Source organism: Spiroplasma ixodetis, assembly GCF_040369795.1.
Taxonomy (GTDB): Bacteria; Bacillota_I; Bacilli_A; order Mycoplasmatales; family VBWQ01; genus Spiroplasma_E; species Spiroplasma_E ixodetis_B.
In genome coordinates, this window is sequence record NZ_AP028955.1 from 937,796 (window position 1) to 954,287 (window position 16,492).

18 protein-coding genes and 2 pseudogenes are annotated in these 16,492 nt (G+C 23.5%); 10 read left to right on the forward strand and 10 right to left on the reverse strand.

Annotation, left to right across the window (positions count from 1 at the left end; translation table 4 throughout):
- Positions 1 to 25 precede the first annotated feature (25 nt).
- The 7 genes from ABWV63_RS06755 (at position 26) to ABWV63_RS06785 (ending at position 4,690) form a co-directional block, all read left to right on the forward strand.
- Positions 26 to 568, forward strand: coding sequence for a TraM recognition domain-containing protein (locus ABWV63_RS06755; protein WP_353305723.1), 543 nt, complete (start codon positions 26 to 28; stop codon positions 566 to 568).
- 273 nt (positions 569 to 841) lie between these two features.
- Entirely contained in the window at positions 842 to 1,432 is a 591-nt protein-coding gene (locus ABWV63_RS06760; RefSeq protein WP_353305724.1) for a hypothetical protein, read from the forward strand.
- A gap of 142 nt (positions 1,433 to 1,574) precedes the next feature.
- Positions 1,575 to 2,882: a hypothetical protein gene (locus tag ABWV63_RS06765; RefSeq protein WP_353305725.1), complete on the forward strand. Its 1,308-nt coding sequence runs from the start codon at positions 1,575 to 1,577 to the stop codon at positions 2,880 to 2,882.
- A gap of 160 nt (positions 2,883 to 3,042) precedes the next feature.
- Positions 3,043 to 3,246, forward strand: coding sequence for a hypothetical protein (locus tag ABWV63_RS06770; protein WP_353305726.1), 204 nt, complete (start codon positions 3,043 to 3,045; stop codon positions 3,244 to 3,246).
- A 135-nt stretch (positions 3,247 to 3,381) separates the two neighbouring features.
- Positions 3,382 to 3,759: a transposase gene (locus tag ABWV63_RS06775; RefSeq protein ID WP_353305727.1), complete on the forward strand. Its 378-nt coding sequence runs from the start codon at positions 3,382 to 3,384 to the stop codon at positions 3,757 to 3,759.
- 158 nt (positions 3,760 to 3,917) lie between these two features.
- Positions 3,918 to 4,259 carry a transposase family protein gene (locus ABWV63_RS06780; RefSeq protein ID WP_353305728.1) on the forward strand — a complete coding sequence of 114 codons (342 nt, stop codon included), beginning with the start codon at positions 3,918 to 3,920 and terminating at the stop codon, positions 4,257 to 4,259.
- Between the two features lie 23 nt (positions 4,260 to 4,282).
- Positions 4,283 to 4,690, forward strand: coding sequence for a transposase family protein (locus tag ABWV63_RS06785; protein ID WP_353305654.1), 408 nt, complete (start codon positions 4,283 to 4,285; stop codon positions 4,688 to 4,690).
- Between the two features lie 277 nt (positions 4,691 to 4,967).
- On the opposite strand, the gene ABWV63_RS06790 is transcribed toward ABWV63_RS06785, so the two are convergent.
- A complete protein-coding gene (locus ABWV63_RS06790; RefSeq protein ID WP_353305729.1) occupies positions 4,968 to 5,297 on the reverse strand; it encodes an IS630 transposase-related protein in 330 nt (109 codons plus the stop codon).
- 232 nt (positions 5,298 to 5,529) lie between these two features.
- Here ABWV63_RS06790 and ABWV63_RS06795 point away from each other — a divergent pair.
- A pseudogene (locus tag ABWV63_RS06795) lies at positions 5,530 to 5,974 on the forward strand (IS3 family transposase); the annotation flags it as partial.
- Between the two features lie 210 nt (positions 5,975 to 6,184).
- Here ABWV63_RS06795 and ABWV63_RS06800 read toward each other — a convergent pair.
- The 6 genes and pseudogenes from ABWV63_RS06800 to ABWV63_RS06825 form a co-directional block, all read right to left on the reverse strand.
- The gene (locus tag ABWV63_RS06800) at positions 6,185 to 7,048 is read right to left on the reverse strand and encodes a DegV family protein (protein WP_353305730.1); all 864 of its coding nucleotides are present in this window, start codon (positions 7,046 to 7,048) and stop codon (positions 6,185 to 6,187) included.
- 171 nt (positions 7,049 to 7,219) lie between these two features.
- Positions 7,220 to 7,372 carry a hypothetical protein gene (locus ABWV63_RS06805; RefSeq protein WP_353305731.1) on the reverse strand — a complete coding sequence of 51 codons (153 nt, stop codon included), beginning with the start codon at positions 7,370 to 7,372 and terminating at the stop codon, positions 7,220 to 7,222.
- A 6-nt stretch (positions 7,373 to 7,378) separates the two neighbouring features.
- A pseudogene (locus ABWV63_RS06810) lies at positions 7,379 to 7,531 on the reverse strand (IS3 family transposase); the annotation flags it as partial.
- A 43-nt stretch (positions 7,532 to 7,574) separates the two neighbouring features.
- Positions 7,575 to 7,805 (reverse strand): hypothetical protein, encoded by a 231-nt coding sequence (locus ABWV63_RS06815; RefSeq protein WP_353305732.1) that lies wholly within the window; start codon positions 7,803 to 7,805, stop codon positions 7,575 to 7,577.
- The gene (locus tag ABWV63_RS06820; protein WP_353307211.1) at positions 7,768 to 8,340 is read right to left on the reverse strand and encodes an IS630 family transposase; all 573 of its coding nucleotides are present in this window, start codon (positions 8,338 to 8,340) and stop codon (positions 7,768 to 7,770) included. The genes ABWV63_RS06815 and ABWV63_RS06820 overlap by 38 nt, the downstream gene beginning before the upstream one ends.
- Entirely contained in the window at positions 8,297 to 8,656 is a 360-nt protein-coding gene (locus ABWV63_RS06825) for an IS630 transposase-related protein (RefSeq protein WP_353305733.1), read from the reverse strand. The genes ABWV63_RS06820 and ABWV63_RS06825 overlap by 44 nt, the downstream gene beginning before the upstream one ends.
- Before the next feature lie 426 nt (positions 8,657 to 9,082).
- Here ABWV63_RS06825 and ABWV63_RS06830 point away from each other — a divergent pair, with 426 nt between their 5' ends.
- Both ABWV63_RS06830 and ABWV63_RS06835 read left to right on the forward strand, forming a co-directional pair.
- Positions 9,083 to 9,394 (forward strand): hypothetical protein, encoded by a 312-nt coding sequence (locus tag ABWV63_RS06830; protein WP_353305734.1) that lies wholly within the window; start codon positions 9,083 to 9,085, stop codon positions 9,392 to 9,394.
- Positions 9,395 to 9,609: 215 nt separating this feature from the next.
- The gene (locus tag ABWV63_RS06835; RefSeq protein ID WP_353305735.1) at positions 9,610 to 10,848 is read left to right on the forward strand and encodes an IS256 family transposase; all 1,239 of its coding nucleotides are present in this window, start codon (positions 9,610 to 9,612) and stop codon (positions 10,846 to 10,848) included.
- A gap of 109 nt (positions 10,849 to 10,957) precedes the next feature.
- Here the strand turns inward: ABWV63_RS06835 and aspS are convergent, their stop codons facing one another.
- The 3 genes from aspS to ABWV63_RS06850 all read right to left on the reverse strand — a co-directional run bounded on the left by aspS (position 10,958) and on the right by ABWV63_RS06850 (position 16,488).
- On the reverse strand, positions 10,958 to 12,709 hold the full coding sequence (gene aspS, locus ABWV63_RS06840; RefSeq protein WP_353305736.1) for an aspartate--tRNA ligase: 1,752 nt from the start codon (positions 12,707 to 12,709) through the stop codon (positions 10,958 to 10,960).
- Positions 12,684 to 13,976, reverse strand: a complete 1,293-nt coding sequence (hisS, locus tag ABWV63_RS06845) for a histidine--tRNA ligase (protein ID WP_353305737.1) — start codon at positions 13,974 to 13,976, stop codon at positions 12,684 to 12,686. The genes aspS and hisS overlap by 26 nt, the downstream gene beginning before the upstream one ends.
- 259 nt (positions 13,977 to 14,235) lie before the next feature.
- Positions 14,236 to 16,488 carry a RelA/SpoT family protein gene (locus ABWV63_RS06850; RefSeq protein ID WP_353305738.1) on the reverse strand — a complete coding sequence of 751 codons (2,253 nt, stop codon included), beginning with the start codon at positions 16,486 to 16,488 and terminating at the stop codon, positions 14,236 to 14,238.
- Between the last annotated feature and the right edge of the window lie 4 nt (positions 16,489 to 16,492).

Here is a 16,492-nt window from a genome sequence, read left to right on the forward strand (position 1 = left end):
TACGGAATATGTCTAAAGTATTGGTTTGAAAAATGATTTTTCTTCAATCGTTAAAAATCATAAAGTTATTTTATTTTCTTTAAATTCATTAGACTATCCTCAATTAGCTAGCAACATTGGTAAATTACTAATTAAAGATTTAAAAGAATTTGCTTCTATAAAACCACGAAATCAACAAATTAATATTATCCTTGATGAATTTAATTTTTTTGCAAGTGATAGCATCATCAATTTAATTAATAAAACTAGAAGTTTTAATTACCAATTTTTTTTATGTTTTCAAACAATTAATGATTTGAAAACTGATAATAAAGATTTAACAGACACTATTTTCGGAAACACAGTTAACATTATTGCTCATAATGTCAAAGACCCAAATAGTGCTGAATACATTGCCAAAGTCTTTGGCGCCAAAACTTCTCAAAAAATAACTAAGCAATATGATACTAAAAATAAGAAAAGTTCAAAAGGTTCAATAAGAGAAGTTGAAGAATACATTGTTCATCAAAATGATTTAAAAAAATTAAAAGTTGGACAAGCATACTGCAAGATAATTTTAGAAAATTAAATCCATTTTATTGACAAAATTATCATAGAAAAATACTAAGAAAATACCAAGAATGCTCTTGGTAATGTAAATGAAATTTTTCCCCAACCTATAAAGTAATTTCATTACTTTACCACAGATTACCTCGGTCAATCATAAGTTTACGTTGGGGGAGAAATAACTTTTTCTTTCTTTTGTATAAAAGAAAGAAAAAGTCCGCACGAAAGCGCTTTGCAAAAAGAAAGAAAAAGTTTTTCAAACATTATCCATTAACCAATAAGGAGTTGAAACAAAATGGAACAATTAAAAATTATAGAAATCATCAACCGCTGAGGGTACTTAAATACTTATCAGATTTCATTATTACTAAATAAAGAAATTAACGCTGTTGATTGATTAATCAGAACCTTAATAGACAAAAAATTAATTCGTGTAGACCAACTAACCAGAAAAAACATCTACATGCTCTCAAGTCTAGGAAACCGAAAACTTGGCAAAAAAAGTAAAAGCATAAGAATTAATTACAACGAATTAAAACATCAAGATTTACTCATCAAATGACTTTGTCAACAAACTGACATAATTTCTTATCAAACCGAAAGAGAACTAAAAACAGAAAGCTATCGAGAAAAAGGATATCCTGACTTATTAGTTCACTATGAAAATAAAATTATGATTATTGAATTCGAAAGAACTAGAAAAACTAAACAACGAATGAGACAAAAGTTTGATGGATTACGACATTATTGTAAAAACGGATACGATGTTTTATTTCTAGTTCCAAATGAAAACATGAAAAAATTTGTTGATGAGCAAATCAAAATCTATAATTGAAAAATCGCAACTTTCAAAACCCAAATATTCAATATTAATATAGATAATTAATAACTAAATTTTGGTTAAAACTTTAACTAATTGTAAAATACACAAAATTTGATAACATGTAGTTGTTATACAATATATAAGTTTTAACCCATTACTTTTATACCAAAGTAAATGGGTTTTAATGTTAAAAGGAGATATTAACATGACTAGCAAAACAAAATCACAAACATATAATTTTTTATTAGAAAATAAATCGATAGAAGATATTAAAAAACAAACAAACATTAATGTTAAAGAAATAAAAAACAAGAGACATGGCGGAAAAACATATAGGATTGATAATGCTAATAATCGACTAATTAATGATAAATTATCAGAAAACGAAATATTTTATGATACTTATGATACTGTATTTGATTGAAATAATATTTATACAGAAGAAATATCAAAATCACAAACAACAATTCAAGAACAAACAAAGGAAATCCAACAACTTAAAAATGAGATTGAAAAATTAAAACAGTCCAAACAAAGTGATTTTAATTTAACAAAATATTCATATAATGCAATAACAATTTGTGATGAAAAACAAAGAACAAATACAGGCGTAGATAAAATTTATGAAGAAATTTTACCAATTGAAGATAAAATAATATTTTTAACAACTTTTGTACATGATAATCAATCAATAACCGAAGAAATAATACATTTTTATCAACTTACAAATGGTAATATTGAAGTCATGAAACAATTGAAAAAATATGAAGATATAAACAAATATAAAGATGATCTTTCGTTAATTGAACCAAATTCAAATCATAAAAAAATTATAAAAATTGAACCTGTATCAATTAAAAAATTTTTAAATAACCAAAAAGAATCAAACTTAAACATAACAAAATCTGAATGAATAACATTTTTGACCATTTCAATATTTAGTTTATGTCTTTTATCTGTTCCTGCTGTTTTAACTATATTTTTACCTACAATTATAGTAGGAGCAACCGTAGGTATTATTATAGCTGAAAAAATAGGAATATTAGCAGTTTCTACTTTAGTAATTGGAGCCTTAGATAAAGTATTATGAAACCTTGTGTCACACAAAACCGAAAAAATCAAAACAAAAATAAAAAATACTATTTTTTGATTACTTAGAAAATTAACATTTTGTAAAAGTATTTCTAAAAATAAAGAAGAACTAGAAATTAAAAATAATATTAAAAAAACTATAGAAAATTTAACTAGTGATAAATTTGAAACTAAATTACAAACACAATATGATATTTTAAAACAAGAACTAGATAACAGAAAAGAAGAAAATCCAGACAAACTAATAAGTAATAACAAAATAAATCATAAATCAAATAATGTTCTAGAAAATTCAAGTATTGAATCATTAAACCCTAGTAATTTTGATTCATCTATACGAAATACAGTAAACCAGCAAGAGCAATCTTCGACAATTTCAAAAAGTAATTGAAATAAAGTGAAAGGTTTATTAACAACATAATTAGGAAATTAATAAAAAAGTCCTAATCACTATTTTTTTCAAAATAGTGATTTTTTATTGTTTTTTACACATTTTTAGTTTTTAAAATATATACTTTTTATTGGATATTTTAAAGGTAGAAAAAAATATTCAAAAATAATAAAGAGAGGAATTTTACAATATGGAAAAATGAAGTCAAGCAGATAAAGACAAATATGCAAAAGAAGCTGAACGAATAAACAAAGCTTGAGGACAAAAAAACGAACGTGAAAGACGAGAAAGAGTTGCTAATGCTCTTGGATTTGAAAAAGATAAAGCAAAAGTAAACAGTGAATCTTCAACAAGCAAAAGTCAAAGTTCTAGTAGTAAATCACAGAAAATGTAAATATTAAATATTTTAAAACTACTCAATTGAGTAGTTTTTTTGGTAATGTTTAGTAATCTGTGTAAATTACAAAAATAACTATGTTTAATTAATTCTAGTAAATAAAATTAAATAAATAGAAAGAGTGAGTTACGTATGTCTAAAAAACAAAATATTAATAATAATGTTCCAATATCAAAAGCAGTAGATTTATTATTAGAAAATACTGAAGATTTAACAACAGTTTTTAAAGAGGGAGGTTTATATAAAGAATTAACAAAAAGATTAGTTGAAAAAATGTTGAATTCTGAAATGCAAAATTATTTAGGATATAAAAAAAATCAACATAATAATAGTAAAAATGATCGTAATTGTATAAATTCAAAAAAAATAATAACCCAACAAGGTAAAATTGAGATTAATGTACCACGAGATCGTAATAGTAATTTTAAGCCAGTAATAGTTGCAAAAAGACAAAGAAGATTTGATGGTTTTGATCAACAAGTTCTTTCGTTAGACATATTCCGTAAATAAATTTTTTAAAAGTCAATTAATAATTTAAAATTTATTTTATAATTTCTTTATTAATAAATTAATAAGGTGTTGATAAAAATGAATTTTGAAAATTTAAAAAATTAAAAAATGAACAATTTTATAGATATTTTGGTATAAAACTTTTTCATTTTGATGAAATGTTAACAAAATTAATTGAAATAGAAAATTTAAAAAAAACTAAAGGTAGAAAATATAAACTTTCAGTTGAAGAAAGATTGATGATGACTTTAGTATACTGAAAAGAATATTATACTTTTTTCCAAATGATTATTAAATATAAAATGAGTGCATCAAGTTGTTTTCGAAATATTACTTGAGTAGAAAATAAACTTAGTGATGACAAATATTATCAGTTTTTAAAAACAAAATATAAATCAAAAATTGAGAAAAAACAAGAAGATTTAAATGAATTTCAATTTTATTTAATTGATTCAACTGAAATTGAAATTGAAAGACCGACTAAAAAAAACTACAGTTAGAATATTTTTCTGGTAAAAGTTGAATGTTTTCTATAAAATTTCAAATTATATATGACTTTTTTAATAAAAAAATTGTTGATATTTTTGCTGATAATGGAAAAGTACATGATTTTCAAATATTAAAAAATTCAAATCTTGAATTTTCAGAAAAAACAATAATTATTGGTGATTTGGGATATCAAGGAATACAAAATATTTATAAAAATACTATATTACCAATTAAAAAAACTAAAAATAAAAAATTAACTAAACAAGAAAAAATCTACAATAAAATTATTTCAAAAATTAGAATTAAAGTTGAACATGTTTTTGCTTGATTAAAAAGATTCAAAATTTTAATAAATAAATGTAGAAAAAGTATATTTAGACTTATGTACTTAAGATTTAACTTACTTTGTGAAATTTTTAATAAAACAAAACCATTAAAATAAAAAAATATTTTTAATATTTTTTTAAAAATTTAAATTTTTATCAAGTTAATATAAAAATAATATTAACAATTTTTGTGTTTGAAATATAAATTTATTTTTAAAGTATTTTTTTAAAAATATTAACTTCTATAATTATTAACACTAAAAAATTTATAAATATTATTATTGACAATTGATTAAATTTATTTACGGAATATGTCTATTCATTATTTTAGCTATTTCTTTTAAAAAATCTTCTTGTTTATTTTTATCTCTTTGTTCATATAAAAAAGTTTTTTTATATGTATAATTTAGTTTTTTTGAAATAGTTATAAACTGTTTCTTTAGTCATATCACCAAATTTTTCAATTACTTTTTGAACTGTAACATCTTTATTTTGCGCTAAATAATTTTTTAATTCATCTAAATCCTTTATTTTGTGGCTATGTCCTTTTTGATAATTCAAAATTGGTTTTATATGCCCAGTTTCTTTTTTTCTTTTTCTTCATAAGAATAAAGTCTTTCTAGTAATATTGAACACTTTACAAATTTCTTTAATTTTCATGTTTTTACTTTCATAGGCTTCTATTACTTTTCTTCGTAAGTCTTCACTGTATGGTTTTGACATCATTTAATCTTCCTAATCTATTTTAAATATTGCTGAATTGCGCTTTTAAATTCAAAAACTGTTTAAATTACATATTATTATTTTACATTATTTATGAGTAAACATTAATTTAGTTAGCTATAATTTAATATCAAAATACACTAAATTATCATACAAAAATTATCATAATAAAGTCAATGATAGTCAAATTACTAATCTTGTTAATAGAGACTTTAATAATAGGCTTAAAAATGAAGTTATTGTTAGTGATTTAACTTATGTTCAAGTTAATGGTAAATAAAACTATATTTGCTTATTAATCGACCTGTACAATCGCGAAATTATTGGACATAGTGTAGGTACTAAAAAAGATGCATCATTAGTATATCAAACATTTATGTGCTCAAATCGTTGTTTAAAAAATATTCAAATATTTCATAGCGATCGCGGTAATGAATTTAATAATAAAACTATTGATAAACTTTTATTAGCCTTCAATATTACCCGCTCTTTAAGCAAAAAAAGGTTGTCCTTATGATAACGCTGTTGCTGAAGCAACTTTCAAAACTTTCAAAACAGAATTTATTAATGATAAAAATTTTACATCATTAATCCAATTAAAATTAGAATTATTTGATTATATCAATTGATACAACAACATAAGAATCCACAGCACTCTAAACTACTTAACCCCCATAAAACACCAAGCACAAATGTCTACCAAAAAACAGTCCTAAAAAAGGTTGCCATTCCAAGTTAATATTTTATTATTTATAAGTTGAAAAAATATGAATGTTAGTAAACTAAATTAACCTTTACTAACATTCTTTTTTAGATTTAAATTTTTTTATATATTTTTCTAAAAAAACAGAATTACTTAATCAATCTTTTATAAAACTACTTTTTTATTAGACTTCTTTTACTCATTGATTAGGTACTACTGAAAAACCAATAGTATTATTACCAGTATGTGTTTTTAAAATATTACATAATGGTTCAACTTTATATTTGGTAAATCCTCTATTTTTTACTTTTTTAATTGCTTCATCAATAATATCTTTTCTACATCAACCATCAATAATATATATTGTTTCTTTAGTAACATCTTTAATTTTAGTAATAATATCTAACATTTCTTCCATAGTTTTACTTAACGTTCTAACTCTACCAATATTATCAATTGTTTCTTTACATCTTAAAATTGGTTTAAAACGTAAAAAATTACCAATTCTTGCTTTACTCATTGGTAATCTACCACCACGAGCTAAAAATTTTAAATCATTAGGAGCGATATAAGATTCATAAGTTTTGCGGAATTTATTTAAAATTTCTAAAATTTCAGGAATTTTTTTTCCATTTTTAACAATAGTAAAAGCAATTAAAACCATAAATTTTAAAGGTATTGAAGCAGCACCTGTTTCTAAAATATGGACTTTATTTTTATATTTTTCTTCTTTTTGTAAAACTTGCGAACTTGCATATTGTCCTGAAGCGTTATTAGCAATTGGTAAAAATAAAATTTGATCATATTTACTCAAAGCATTATCTCAATATTGTTCAAGTTTACCACGACTAGTTTGACTAGTTTTTAAAATATAGTGTTCATCAATCATCTTTTTACGAATTGTTTCACTATCAATATCAATATTATTATCATCATAAGCATTTTCTCCTTCAATAATATTTAAAGGAATAATTATTATTTCAGGATATTTTTTCATATCTTCAAGGGTAAAACCAGTAGCTGAATCACTTACAATTCCAATTTTCATTTTATTTGCTCCTAACTTTTTATACTAATAAATTATAGTAAAATTATAACAAATTTATTTTACTATATATCGTTTTAATTTGAAAAAATATAAAGTGACTATAAACTTATTAGTATTAAAAATAAAAATAGTCTTAATTACTCAATAATTAAGACTATTTTTTAATTAGTTTTAAGTTAAATAAATAATACGATCAGCAATAATTTCTGTATAGTAAAAATCATTAGATTTATTAGCAAATGTTTGAATTCTACCTTTAATACCAATAATTGCATTCTTTTTTAATAGTGTTTTTAATTCCTCTGTATTAACTTGGAATGGCAACTTTTTTTAGGACTGTTTTTTGGTAGACATTTGTGCTTGGTTTTTTATGGGGGTTAAGTAGTTTAGAGTGCTGTGGATTCTTATGTTGTTGTATCGATTGATATAATCAAATAATTCTAATTTTAAGTGGATTAATGATGTAAAATTTTTATCATTAACAAATTCTGTTTTGAAAGTTTTGAAAGTTGCTTTGGCAACAGCATTATCATAAGGACAACCTTTTTTTGCTTAAAGAGCGGGTAATATTGAAGGCTAATAAAAGTTTATCAATAGTTTTATTATTAAATTCATTACCGCGATCGATATGAAATATTTGAATATTTTTTAAACAACGATTTGAGCACATAAATGCTTGATATACTAATGATGCATCTTTTTTAGTACCTACACTATAGCTAACTAAAGTAATGTTTACTCATATATTGAAAAACAAAATCAATCGCTTTTTTAATATTTGGTCAATAATTTGGTAATATTTTTCTTATATTATGTTTTATAGCAAATCAAAAATGTTCAATTGGATTTAAATTAGGAGAATATGGCGGAATAAATAATAGTTTGCATCCATCATTTTCAATTAATTGTTGTGTTAATTTAGATTTATGAAACGTTGCATTATCTAAAAATATAATTTGTCCACGCTTTAATACTGGAATTAGTATATTTTTTACATATGATTCAAAAATTTTACTGTTGCAATGTCCTTCAAATGCTCATAGGGCTTTTAATTTACCTTTATTTAGTGAACCAATTATATTCATTCTTTTTATTTTATATGCGGGTTTATTATCAAATAATCTTTTACCTTTTTCAGATCAACCATATTTATAAAATTCATTATCATCAATTCCAGATTCATCAATATATACTAAATCTTCATTTATTATTTTAGCTATTTCTTTTAAAAAATATTCTTGTTTATTTTTATCTCTTTGTTCATATAAAAAAGTTTTTTTTATATGTATAATTTAGTTTTTTGAAATAGTTATAAACTGTTTCTTTAGTCATATCACCAAATTTTTCAATTACTTTTTGAACTGTAACATCTTTATTTTGCGCTAAATAATTTTTTAATTCATCTAAATCCTTTATTTTGTGGCTATGTCCTTTTTGATAATTCAAAATTGGTTTTATATGCCCAGTTTCTTTTTTTCTTTTTCTTCATAAGAAGAAAGTCTTTCTAGTAATATTGAACACTTTACAAATTTCTTTAATTTTCATGTTTTTACTTTCATAGGCTTCTATTACTTTTCTTCGTAAGTCTTCACTGTATGGTTTTGGCATAATTTAATCTTCCTAATCTATTTTAAATATTGCTGAATTGTACTTTTAAATTCAAAAACTGTTTAAATTACATATTATTATTTTACATTATTTATGAGTAAACATTACTTTAGTTAGCTATAATTAGTGCCCAATAAAGTGTAACCCATCCAGGTAATCTTTATCTTGGAACTAGAAATAGTTCTTGACATGGTGCTTTTTATAAATGTTTAGCAGGAGAAACAAACTTTAAACCAATATTAGGAATATATGGTGAAATATGAACAATAGCTATTGATAAAAATGAAAATGTTTATATAGGTACTAGAGAAAGTAGTTTTAAAGGTAAAGTTTATAAATATCAAAAAAATCAAAATACTTTTAAAAAAATGGATGGTATAAATAAATCTGTTTCTTCTTTAACTTTTGACAATGATGATAATATTTATGCAGGGGTTTGAACCGGTTCATATCAATCTACTAGTAATGGTGAAGTTTACAAATGTTTCGCAGGAGAAACAAACTTTAAACCAATGTCCGGAACAAAAGGGGGGAGTACTATCATTATTTTTTAATAAAAATACAAATTTTTTATATGTTACTACATGAAACGGAGATGGAAAAACTAAAACTAATGATGGTTCACTTTATAAATGTTTAGCAACAAATAATGCCTTTACTTTAGTTCAAAAAAATTTACCAGCTATATGACATCTAAAAACCAAAGATAGTGAACCATTTATTGAACTTGAATATTAACAAATATCAAAAAAATATAATTGAAATTAATAATTATTAATTTAACATTATTAAAAAATTGATTTCAATTAAATTACATAATTAATCTCTAATGAAAAATAATTAAATTATTTTTCATTAGAGTAATGTTTAGTAATCTGTGTAACTTACAAAAATAACTATGTTTAATTAATTCTAGTAAATAAAATTAAATAAATAGAAAGTGTTAGTTACTTATGTCTAAAAAACAAAATATTAACAATAATGTTCCAATATCAAAAGCAGTAGATTTATTACTAGAAAATACTGAAGATTTAACAACAGTTTTTAAAGAGGGAGGTTCATATAAAGAATTAACAAAAAGATTAGTTGAAAAAATGTTGAATTCTGAAATGCAAAATTATTTAGGGTATGAAAAAAATCAACATAATAATAGTGATAATGCTCGCAATGGTATAAATTCAAAAAAATTAATAACCCAACAAGGTAAAATTGAGATTAATGTACCACGAGATCGTAATAGTAATTTTGAGCCAGTAATAGTTGCAAAAAGACAAAGAAGATTTGGTGGTTTTGATCAACAAGTTCTTTCATTATATGCCAAAGGCATGACTTTATCAGATATTAGAATGCAGTTACAAGAGTTATATCATGGTGCTGATATTAGTGAAATTGTTATTAGTCAAATTACTGATGATGTTATTGATGATTTTAAAGCATGACAAAATCGGCCATTAGAAAGTGTTTATCCGATTGTTTATTTTGATTGTATAGTAGTTAAAGTACGACAAGATAAAAGCATTATTAACAAATCAGTTTATATAGCACTAGGAGTTGATTTAGAAGGTAAAAAAGATATTTTAGGTTTATGAATTAGCGAAAATGAAGGTTCTAAGTTTTGATTATCTAATTTCACAGAAATGAAAAATCGAGGCTTAAATGATATTCTTATTGCTTGTAGTGACAATTTAACAGGAATGTCAGAAGCAATACAATCAGTTTATCCTAAAACCGAACATCAATTATGCATAGTTCATCAAATTAGAAATAGTTTAAAATATGTTTCATACAAACATAGAAAATCACTAGTTACAGATTTAAAACCAATTTATAGTGCATGTAGTGAAGAACAAGCAATGCAAGCTTTAGAATCTTTTGAAAGTAAATGAAATAAACAATATCCTCAAATCGCTAAATCATGATATAAAAATTGAGATAATTTAATGGTTTTTATTAGTTATCCTGCAGAAATCAAAAGAGTGATTTATACAACAAATGCTATTGAATCTGTTAATAGTCAATTACAAAAAGTTATTAGAAATAAAAAAGTTTTTCCAAATGATATGGCATTTTTTAAAATATTTTACTTAGCAATTGAAAATATAACAAAAAAATGAACAATGCCCATTCAAAATTGAAATACAGAAATTGCTCATTTTATGATAAAATTTGAAGATAGAATTAATCTAAACTAGTAACTTTGTAAAAAGATACACAGATTTTTAAAAAGCCTCTTCATTAGAGATTTTTAATATTTATATTTTCTAATTTTATTAAACTTCTAATCACTTTAAAATTAAAATTTTACTTCTTAAATTCCAAATTTAATATTGATAACTGATCAGATGAAATTTCACTAGGACTATTTGTTAATAAACAAATACCACGATTATTTTTAGGAAAAGCAATAGTATCACGAATTGATTCGTTCTTAATTAAAATCATTAATAAACGATCAATGCCAAAAGCAATACCACCATGTGGAGGAACTCCGTAATTAAAAGCTGATAAGAAAAAACCAAATTTATTTTTAATTTCTGTTTTACTTAAATCTAATAATTCAAAAATCTTTTTCTGTAATTTATAATCATGAATTCTAATGCTCCCACCAGCAATTTCAAAACCATTTAAAACCAAATCATAAGCATCTGCAGTTAAAGTTCCTAAATCTTTATTTTTTATATCTAATAATTTTTCAGGATTTTTTGGACTTGTAAAAGGATGATGACAAGCTTGTCATTTATTTTCTTCCTGTTCAAACATTGGTCAATCAATAATTCAAATAAATTCAAAGTTTTCAATATTATTCATAAAATCTTTATGATTAATTCGTTTTGACAAATCATTAATATAAAAAATTCTAATAGCACCCATAACTTTATTAGCAATATCTTGTTGTTCATATACGAAAATTAAAAAATTATTATTATATTTTATTTTTGATATTTCTTCTGATAAAACTAAATCATCAAACTTTACTTTAGAATTATTATGAATATTTTTTTTCTTAATTAAGTCATAAATTATTAATGTTTTTCCTCCATGCTGATTGCTAATTTCTGTTAATTTTTTTATAGTTGTTTCATTCATTTTATCATTAACTATAAAACCCTTATAAATAAATCCATCACTATTATTGTTAATATTAATATTTATTAACTTACATGTACAACGTAAATCGGGTTTATCACTACCATATAAATCCATTGCTTGATCATAGGTAATTGATGAAAATGTTGAAGGAATATTACCAACTTTTAAAGTATTAAAAAGACTTATTAGCATATTTTCTACTATTAATTTAATTTCTTTACTAGTAGAAAATGCCATTTCTAAGTCTAATTGTTGAAATTCGGGTTGTCTATCAGCACGAAAATCTTCATCACGAAAACATTTAGCGATTTGATAATATTTGTCAATACCTGATATCATTAATAATTGCTTATAAATTTGTGGTGATTGTGGTAAAGCATAAAAATGTTTTTTTTGAATACGAGCAGGAACTAAAAAATCACGAGCACCTTCTGGTGTTGATTTTGTTAAGCAAGGAGTATCAATTTCTAAAAAATTATTTTGATTCAAAAATGTTCGTAAGCAACTAAGAACTTGGTGTTTAAATTTAATATTATAATTCATTGCTGGTCTTCTTAAATCTAAATAGCGATATTGTAAACGTAATTCTTCACTACCAAGCGTATTATCGTTTTTAATAACAAATGGTAAATTAATAGAATTGCTTAATATTTCAATATCTTTTGCTACTACTTCAATCATATCATTAGCGGTTTTTGCATCTTTATTTTTTCGTAAGACAACTGTTCCAATTACTTTTAAAACAGATTCAACTTTAACATTTTTTATTTCTTGATAATATCCGTTATCTGGTTTAACAATGACTTGTGTTGTTCCGTACATATCACGTAAATCAATAAAAATACCAAATTTATTAATACGAATATCTTTAACTCAACCACTAATAATAATTTCTTTTGTAATATCACCCTGCGTTAAATTACCACATGTATGAGTTCTAAAGAGTTTTTCCATATTCTTCATTCTCCTCTAATAATAGATTTTTAACCTTACTAAGCAATTGCTGTTCAGTATCAAAAATTAATTTTATCATTTCTTTTTTAACAAAAGAATAAAAACTAACCTGATTTTTTTCTTTTAAAAATAGTATATTTTTGGCTAAACTACGATCAATAATCTGTGACTTATTTTTATCTTGATATAAATTATATTCCATATCAATATGATAATTTTCTTTACGTAATTGTAATAATAAATCGGAAGACATTATTAATCCTAATTCGCTTAAAGCAATAATTTGTAAATCAATAATTGGTGGTTTATTAATATTTTTATTTTCTACCAATAATAACATTAATCTTTCAATACCAATTGCAAAACCAATAGCAGGAATTTTTAATGGTGAGCCCAATTCATTAAATAAATTATCATATCTACCACCACCAAGTAAAGTATTTTGACTTTCACCAATTCGTAAATCAATAGTAGTTATTTCAAAAATAATACCATTATAATAATCTAAACCACGAACTAAATGCTCATCAATAATAAAATCAACTTTATTATTTTTTAAACTATTAATAATAGTTGTAAAATATGTTTTTTCTTCATTAGTTAAAAAATCATTTAAATATGGTATTTCTAAATTTAATTTAGTACAAATTTTACAATCAAGAACTCTTAGTGGTGATACATTAACTCTAATTTGACAATTTTCACACAATTGCTTACTTTGATTTAATAATTGTTCTTTAAGTGCTATTTGATATTTATTTTTTGTTTCATTAGATCCAAAATAATTAATATTTAAAGTTAAATTTGGTATTGAAAAACTTTTTATCATTTCTAAGGCCATCATCATTACTTCAACATCAACTAAAGGATGTTTAACACCAACAGTTTCGATACCAAATTGATTAAATTGACGTTGACGCCCTTTTTGAGGTCTTTCATATCGAAACATCGAACCATAATAAAAATACTTTAACGTTTGCTTAGATTTATATAATTTATTTTCAATTATAGCACGAACAATACCTGCTGTACCTTCAGGACGAAGAGCTAATAATCTATCATTTTTATCATTAAATTGATAAATTTCTTTCTGAATAATATCAGTTGTATCTCCCACAACTCGTAAAAATAGTTGAGCATTTTCAAAAATAGGAGTAATAAATTCTTGATAATTATATTTAATTGCACACTGTGTTAAAGATTTAATAATATTACGATATATAATAACCTCTTCATTATACATATCACGTGTTCCTCTTGGTTTTTGAAATTGCATACTTTTTTTACTCCTTTTAATAAAAAATAAATCTTCTAAAAAAAAGTTCCTTTATTTTAGGAACGTTTTTTAACGAGGTACCATCCTAATTCATTTACAAAATAAATGCACTTAATTATAATTTATCATATTTAATTAATTAATAATACAAGCTATTTAATGTCATAAAATTAGTTAACCAGTGTTTGCGCCAACCACACCGTCTCTTAATGTTTACCCTAAATTTACTTTTAAATGATTAAAATATTATACTAAAATATTACATAATTATTCTGTTTATTGCAATAATATCAGGAATTTTTTTAATTGATGAAATAATTTGATGTAAACGTTCAATATTAGAAACTTTAATTAAAATTTTTAAACTTCCATTATTTTCCTTAAGTTTATTATTAGCATCCATACTTTGAATTTGTGCCTTTAAATAGCCCAAAATATTTAAAACATCAGTCATCAATGCTGGTCGATCTAAATATTGAATTTGAATTTTTGAATTATAAAGATGATGACTGGTTGCTAATAAATTTCACTTAGTATCAATAATACGTTCTTTCCGCTCTGGCAAACTAACATTAGGACAAATTAAACGATGAACTTTAATACCTTGCCCTTTAGTAATATAACCCGCAATTGGTTCATCAGGAATAGGTAAGCAACAATGAGCCAATGATGTTTTAGTATTGGGGGCATTTTCAATAATAATTTCATTATTACTACTTAAATTCATTGTTGTTTGTTGTTTAGTTTTTAATTCTTGAAATGTTGCTGAATCACTATATAAAATAGTAGTAACCGCCTGTTCAATTGTATAAGTTCCATTAGCAACATCTAAGCAAAAATCTTCATAAGTTTTATATTTTAATGATCTAATTCTTGACATAATAACATTACGTTTTGCAATTTTTCAACGAATGTAATTTTGAATAATATATTCTTCTATTTTTTCCTTTGTTTTTTTTATTTTCTCTTTGTTTTCTGTATCTTTAATTTTATTTTCTTGATTAAATTTTTCTTGCTGATTATTTAAATATTTTTTTATTTTATGTTGAGCAAAATTTGTCTTAACAATATTTAATCAATCACGAGAAGGACGTGCGGTTTTTGCGGTTTTAATTTCAACAATATCCCCTGATTTTAAAACAGTATTAATAGGAGAATAAATACCATTTATTCTTGCACCCACTGTTGTTTCGCCAATTTCAGTATGAACTTTAAAAGCAAAATCTAAAATAGTTGAACCAAATGGTAATGTTATAACATTACCATTTGGAGTTAATAAATAAATTAAATCACTAAAAATATCTTGTCGAATTTCTTTTTCTAAATTATTATCTTTGGCAATATTATCTGCTAATATGTTTTCATCAACATTTTGATTTAAGTCATTTAAATTTAATATTTCTTGAAAAATATTTAATTTTTCATCAATTTCTGCTTGACGTTTCTTAGGATTTTTATTTTCCCCTTCTTTATATCTTCAATGCGAAGCCGCACCTGCTTCAGCAAAATCTTCCATTTCTTCAGTTCTGATTTGTAATTCATAAATTTCATTATAAAAAACAACAGATGTATGTAATGATTGATACATATTATTTTTTGGTGTTGCAATATAATCTTTAAATCTACCCGGAACAGGAGTAAAACTTTGATGAATATAACCCAAAATGGCATAACAAATATCAATAGAATTAGTAACAACTCTAATTGCTAAAATATCATGTATATCATCAAAATCTTTTCCAAAATAATACATTTTACGATAAATAGAATATAAGTGTTTACTACGACCATAAATTTTAAAAATTAAATTTTTATGTTGTGATAATGTTTTACTTAATTCTTTAATAATTTCATTAACTAATTTTTCACGTTTTTCACGATCTAAATTAATAAGGTTATCAATTTTTTTATACTCTTTAGGATGTAATACCGCAAAAGAACGATCTTCTAGTTCTGATTGTAATTTACGCATACCTAGACGATGAGCAATAGAAGCATAAACTTCTAAAGTTTCTTTAGCAATAATTATTTGTTTTTCAGGATTTAAAAAATTAATAGTTCTAATATTATGTAAACGATCTGCCATTTTAATAATAATGACACGAATATCATGAGCTAAACTTAAATATAATTTACGTAAATAATTAGCTTTAATTTCATTTCTTTTTTCTTTTGCAAAATGGCTAACTTTAGTTACAGCTAAAACTAAATTAGCGACTTCCAAACCAAATTCTGCTACTAACTCATCAAAAGTTGTTGGTGTATCTTCTAAAATATCATGTAAAAATCCTGCTTGTATTGAAGAGACATCTAAATGTCATAATACTAAATTATATGCTGTTGATAAAACATGATAAACATAAGGATCGCCATTCTTTCGATATTGATCTTTATGTTTTAATAATGCATATTCATAAGTTGCTTTAATTTTTGTAATTTGCTTAGGATCTTTGATAAATGTTTTTGCTTCCGCTAATAATTGATTAAAATCTTTACAAGTTAAATTATTCATTATT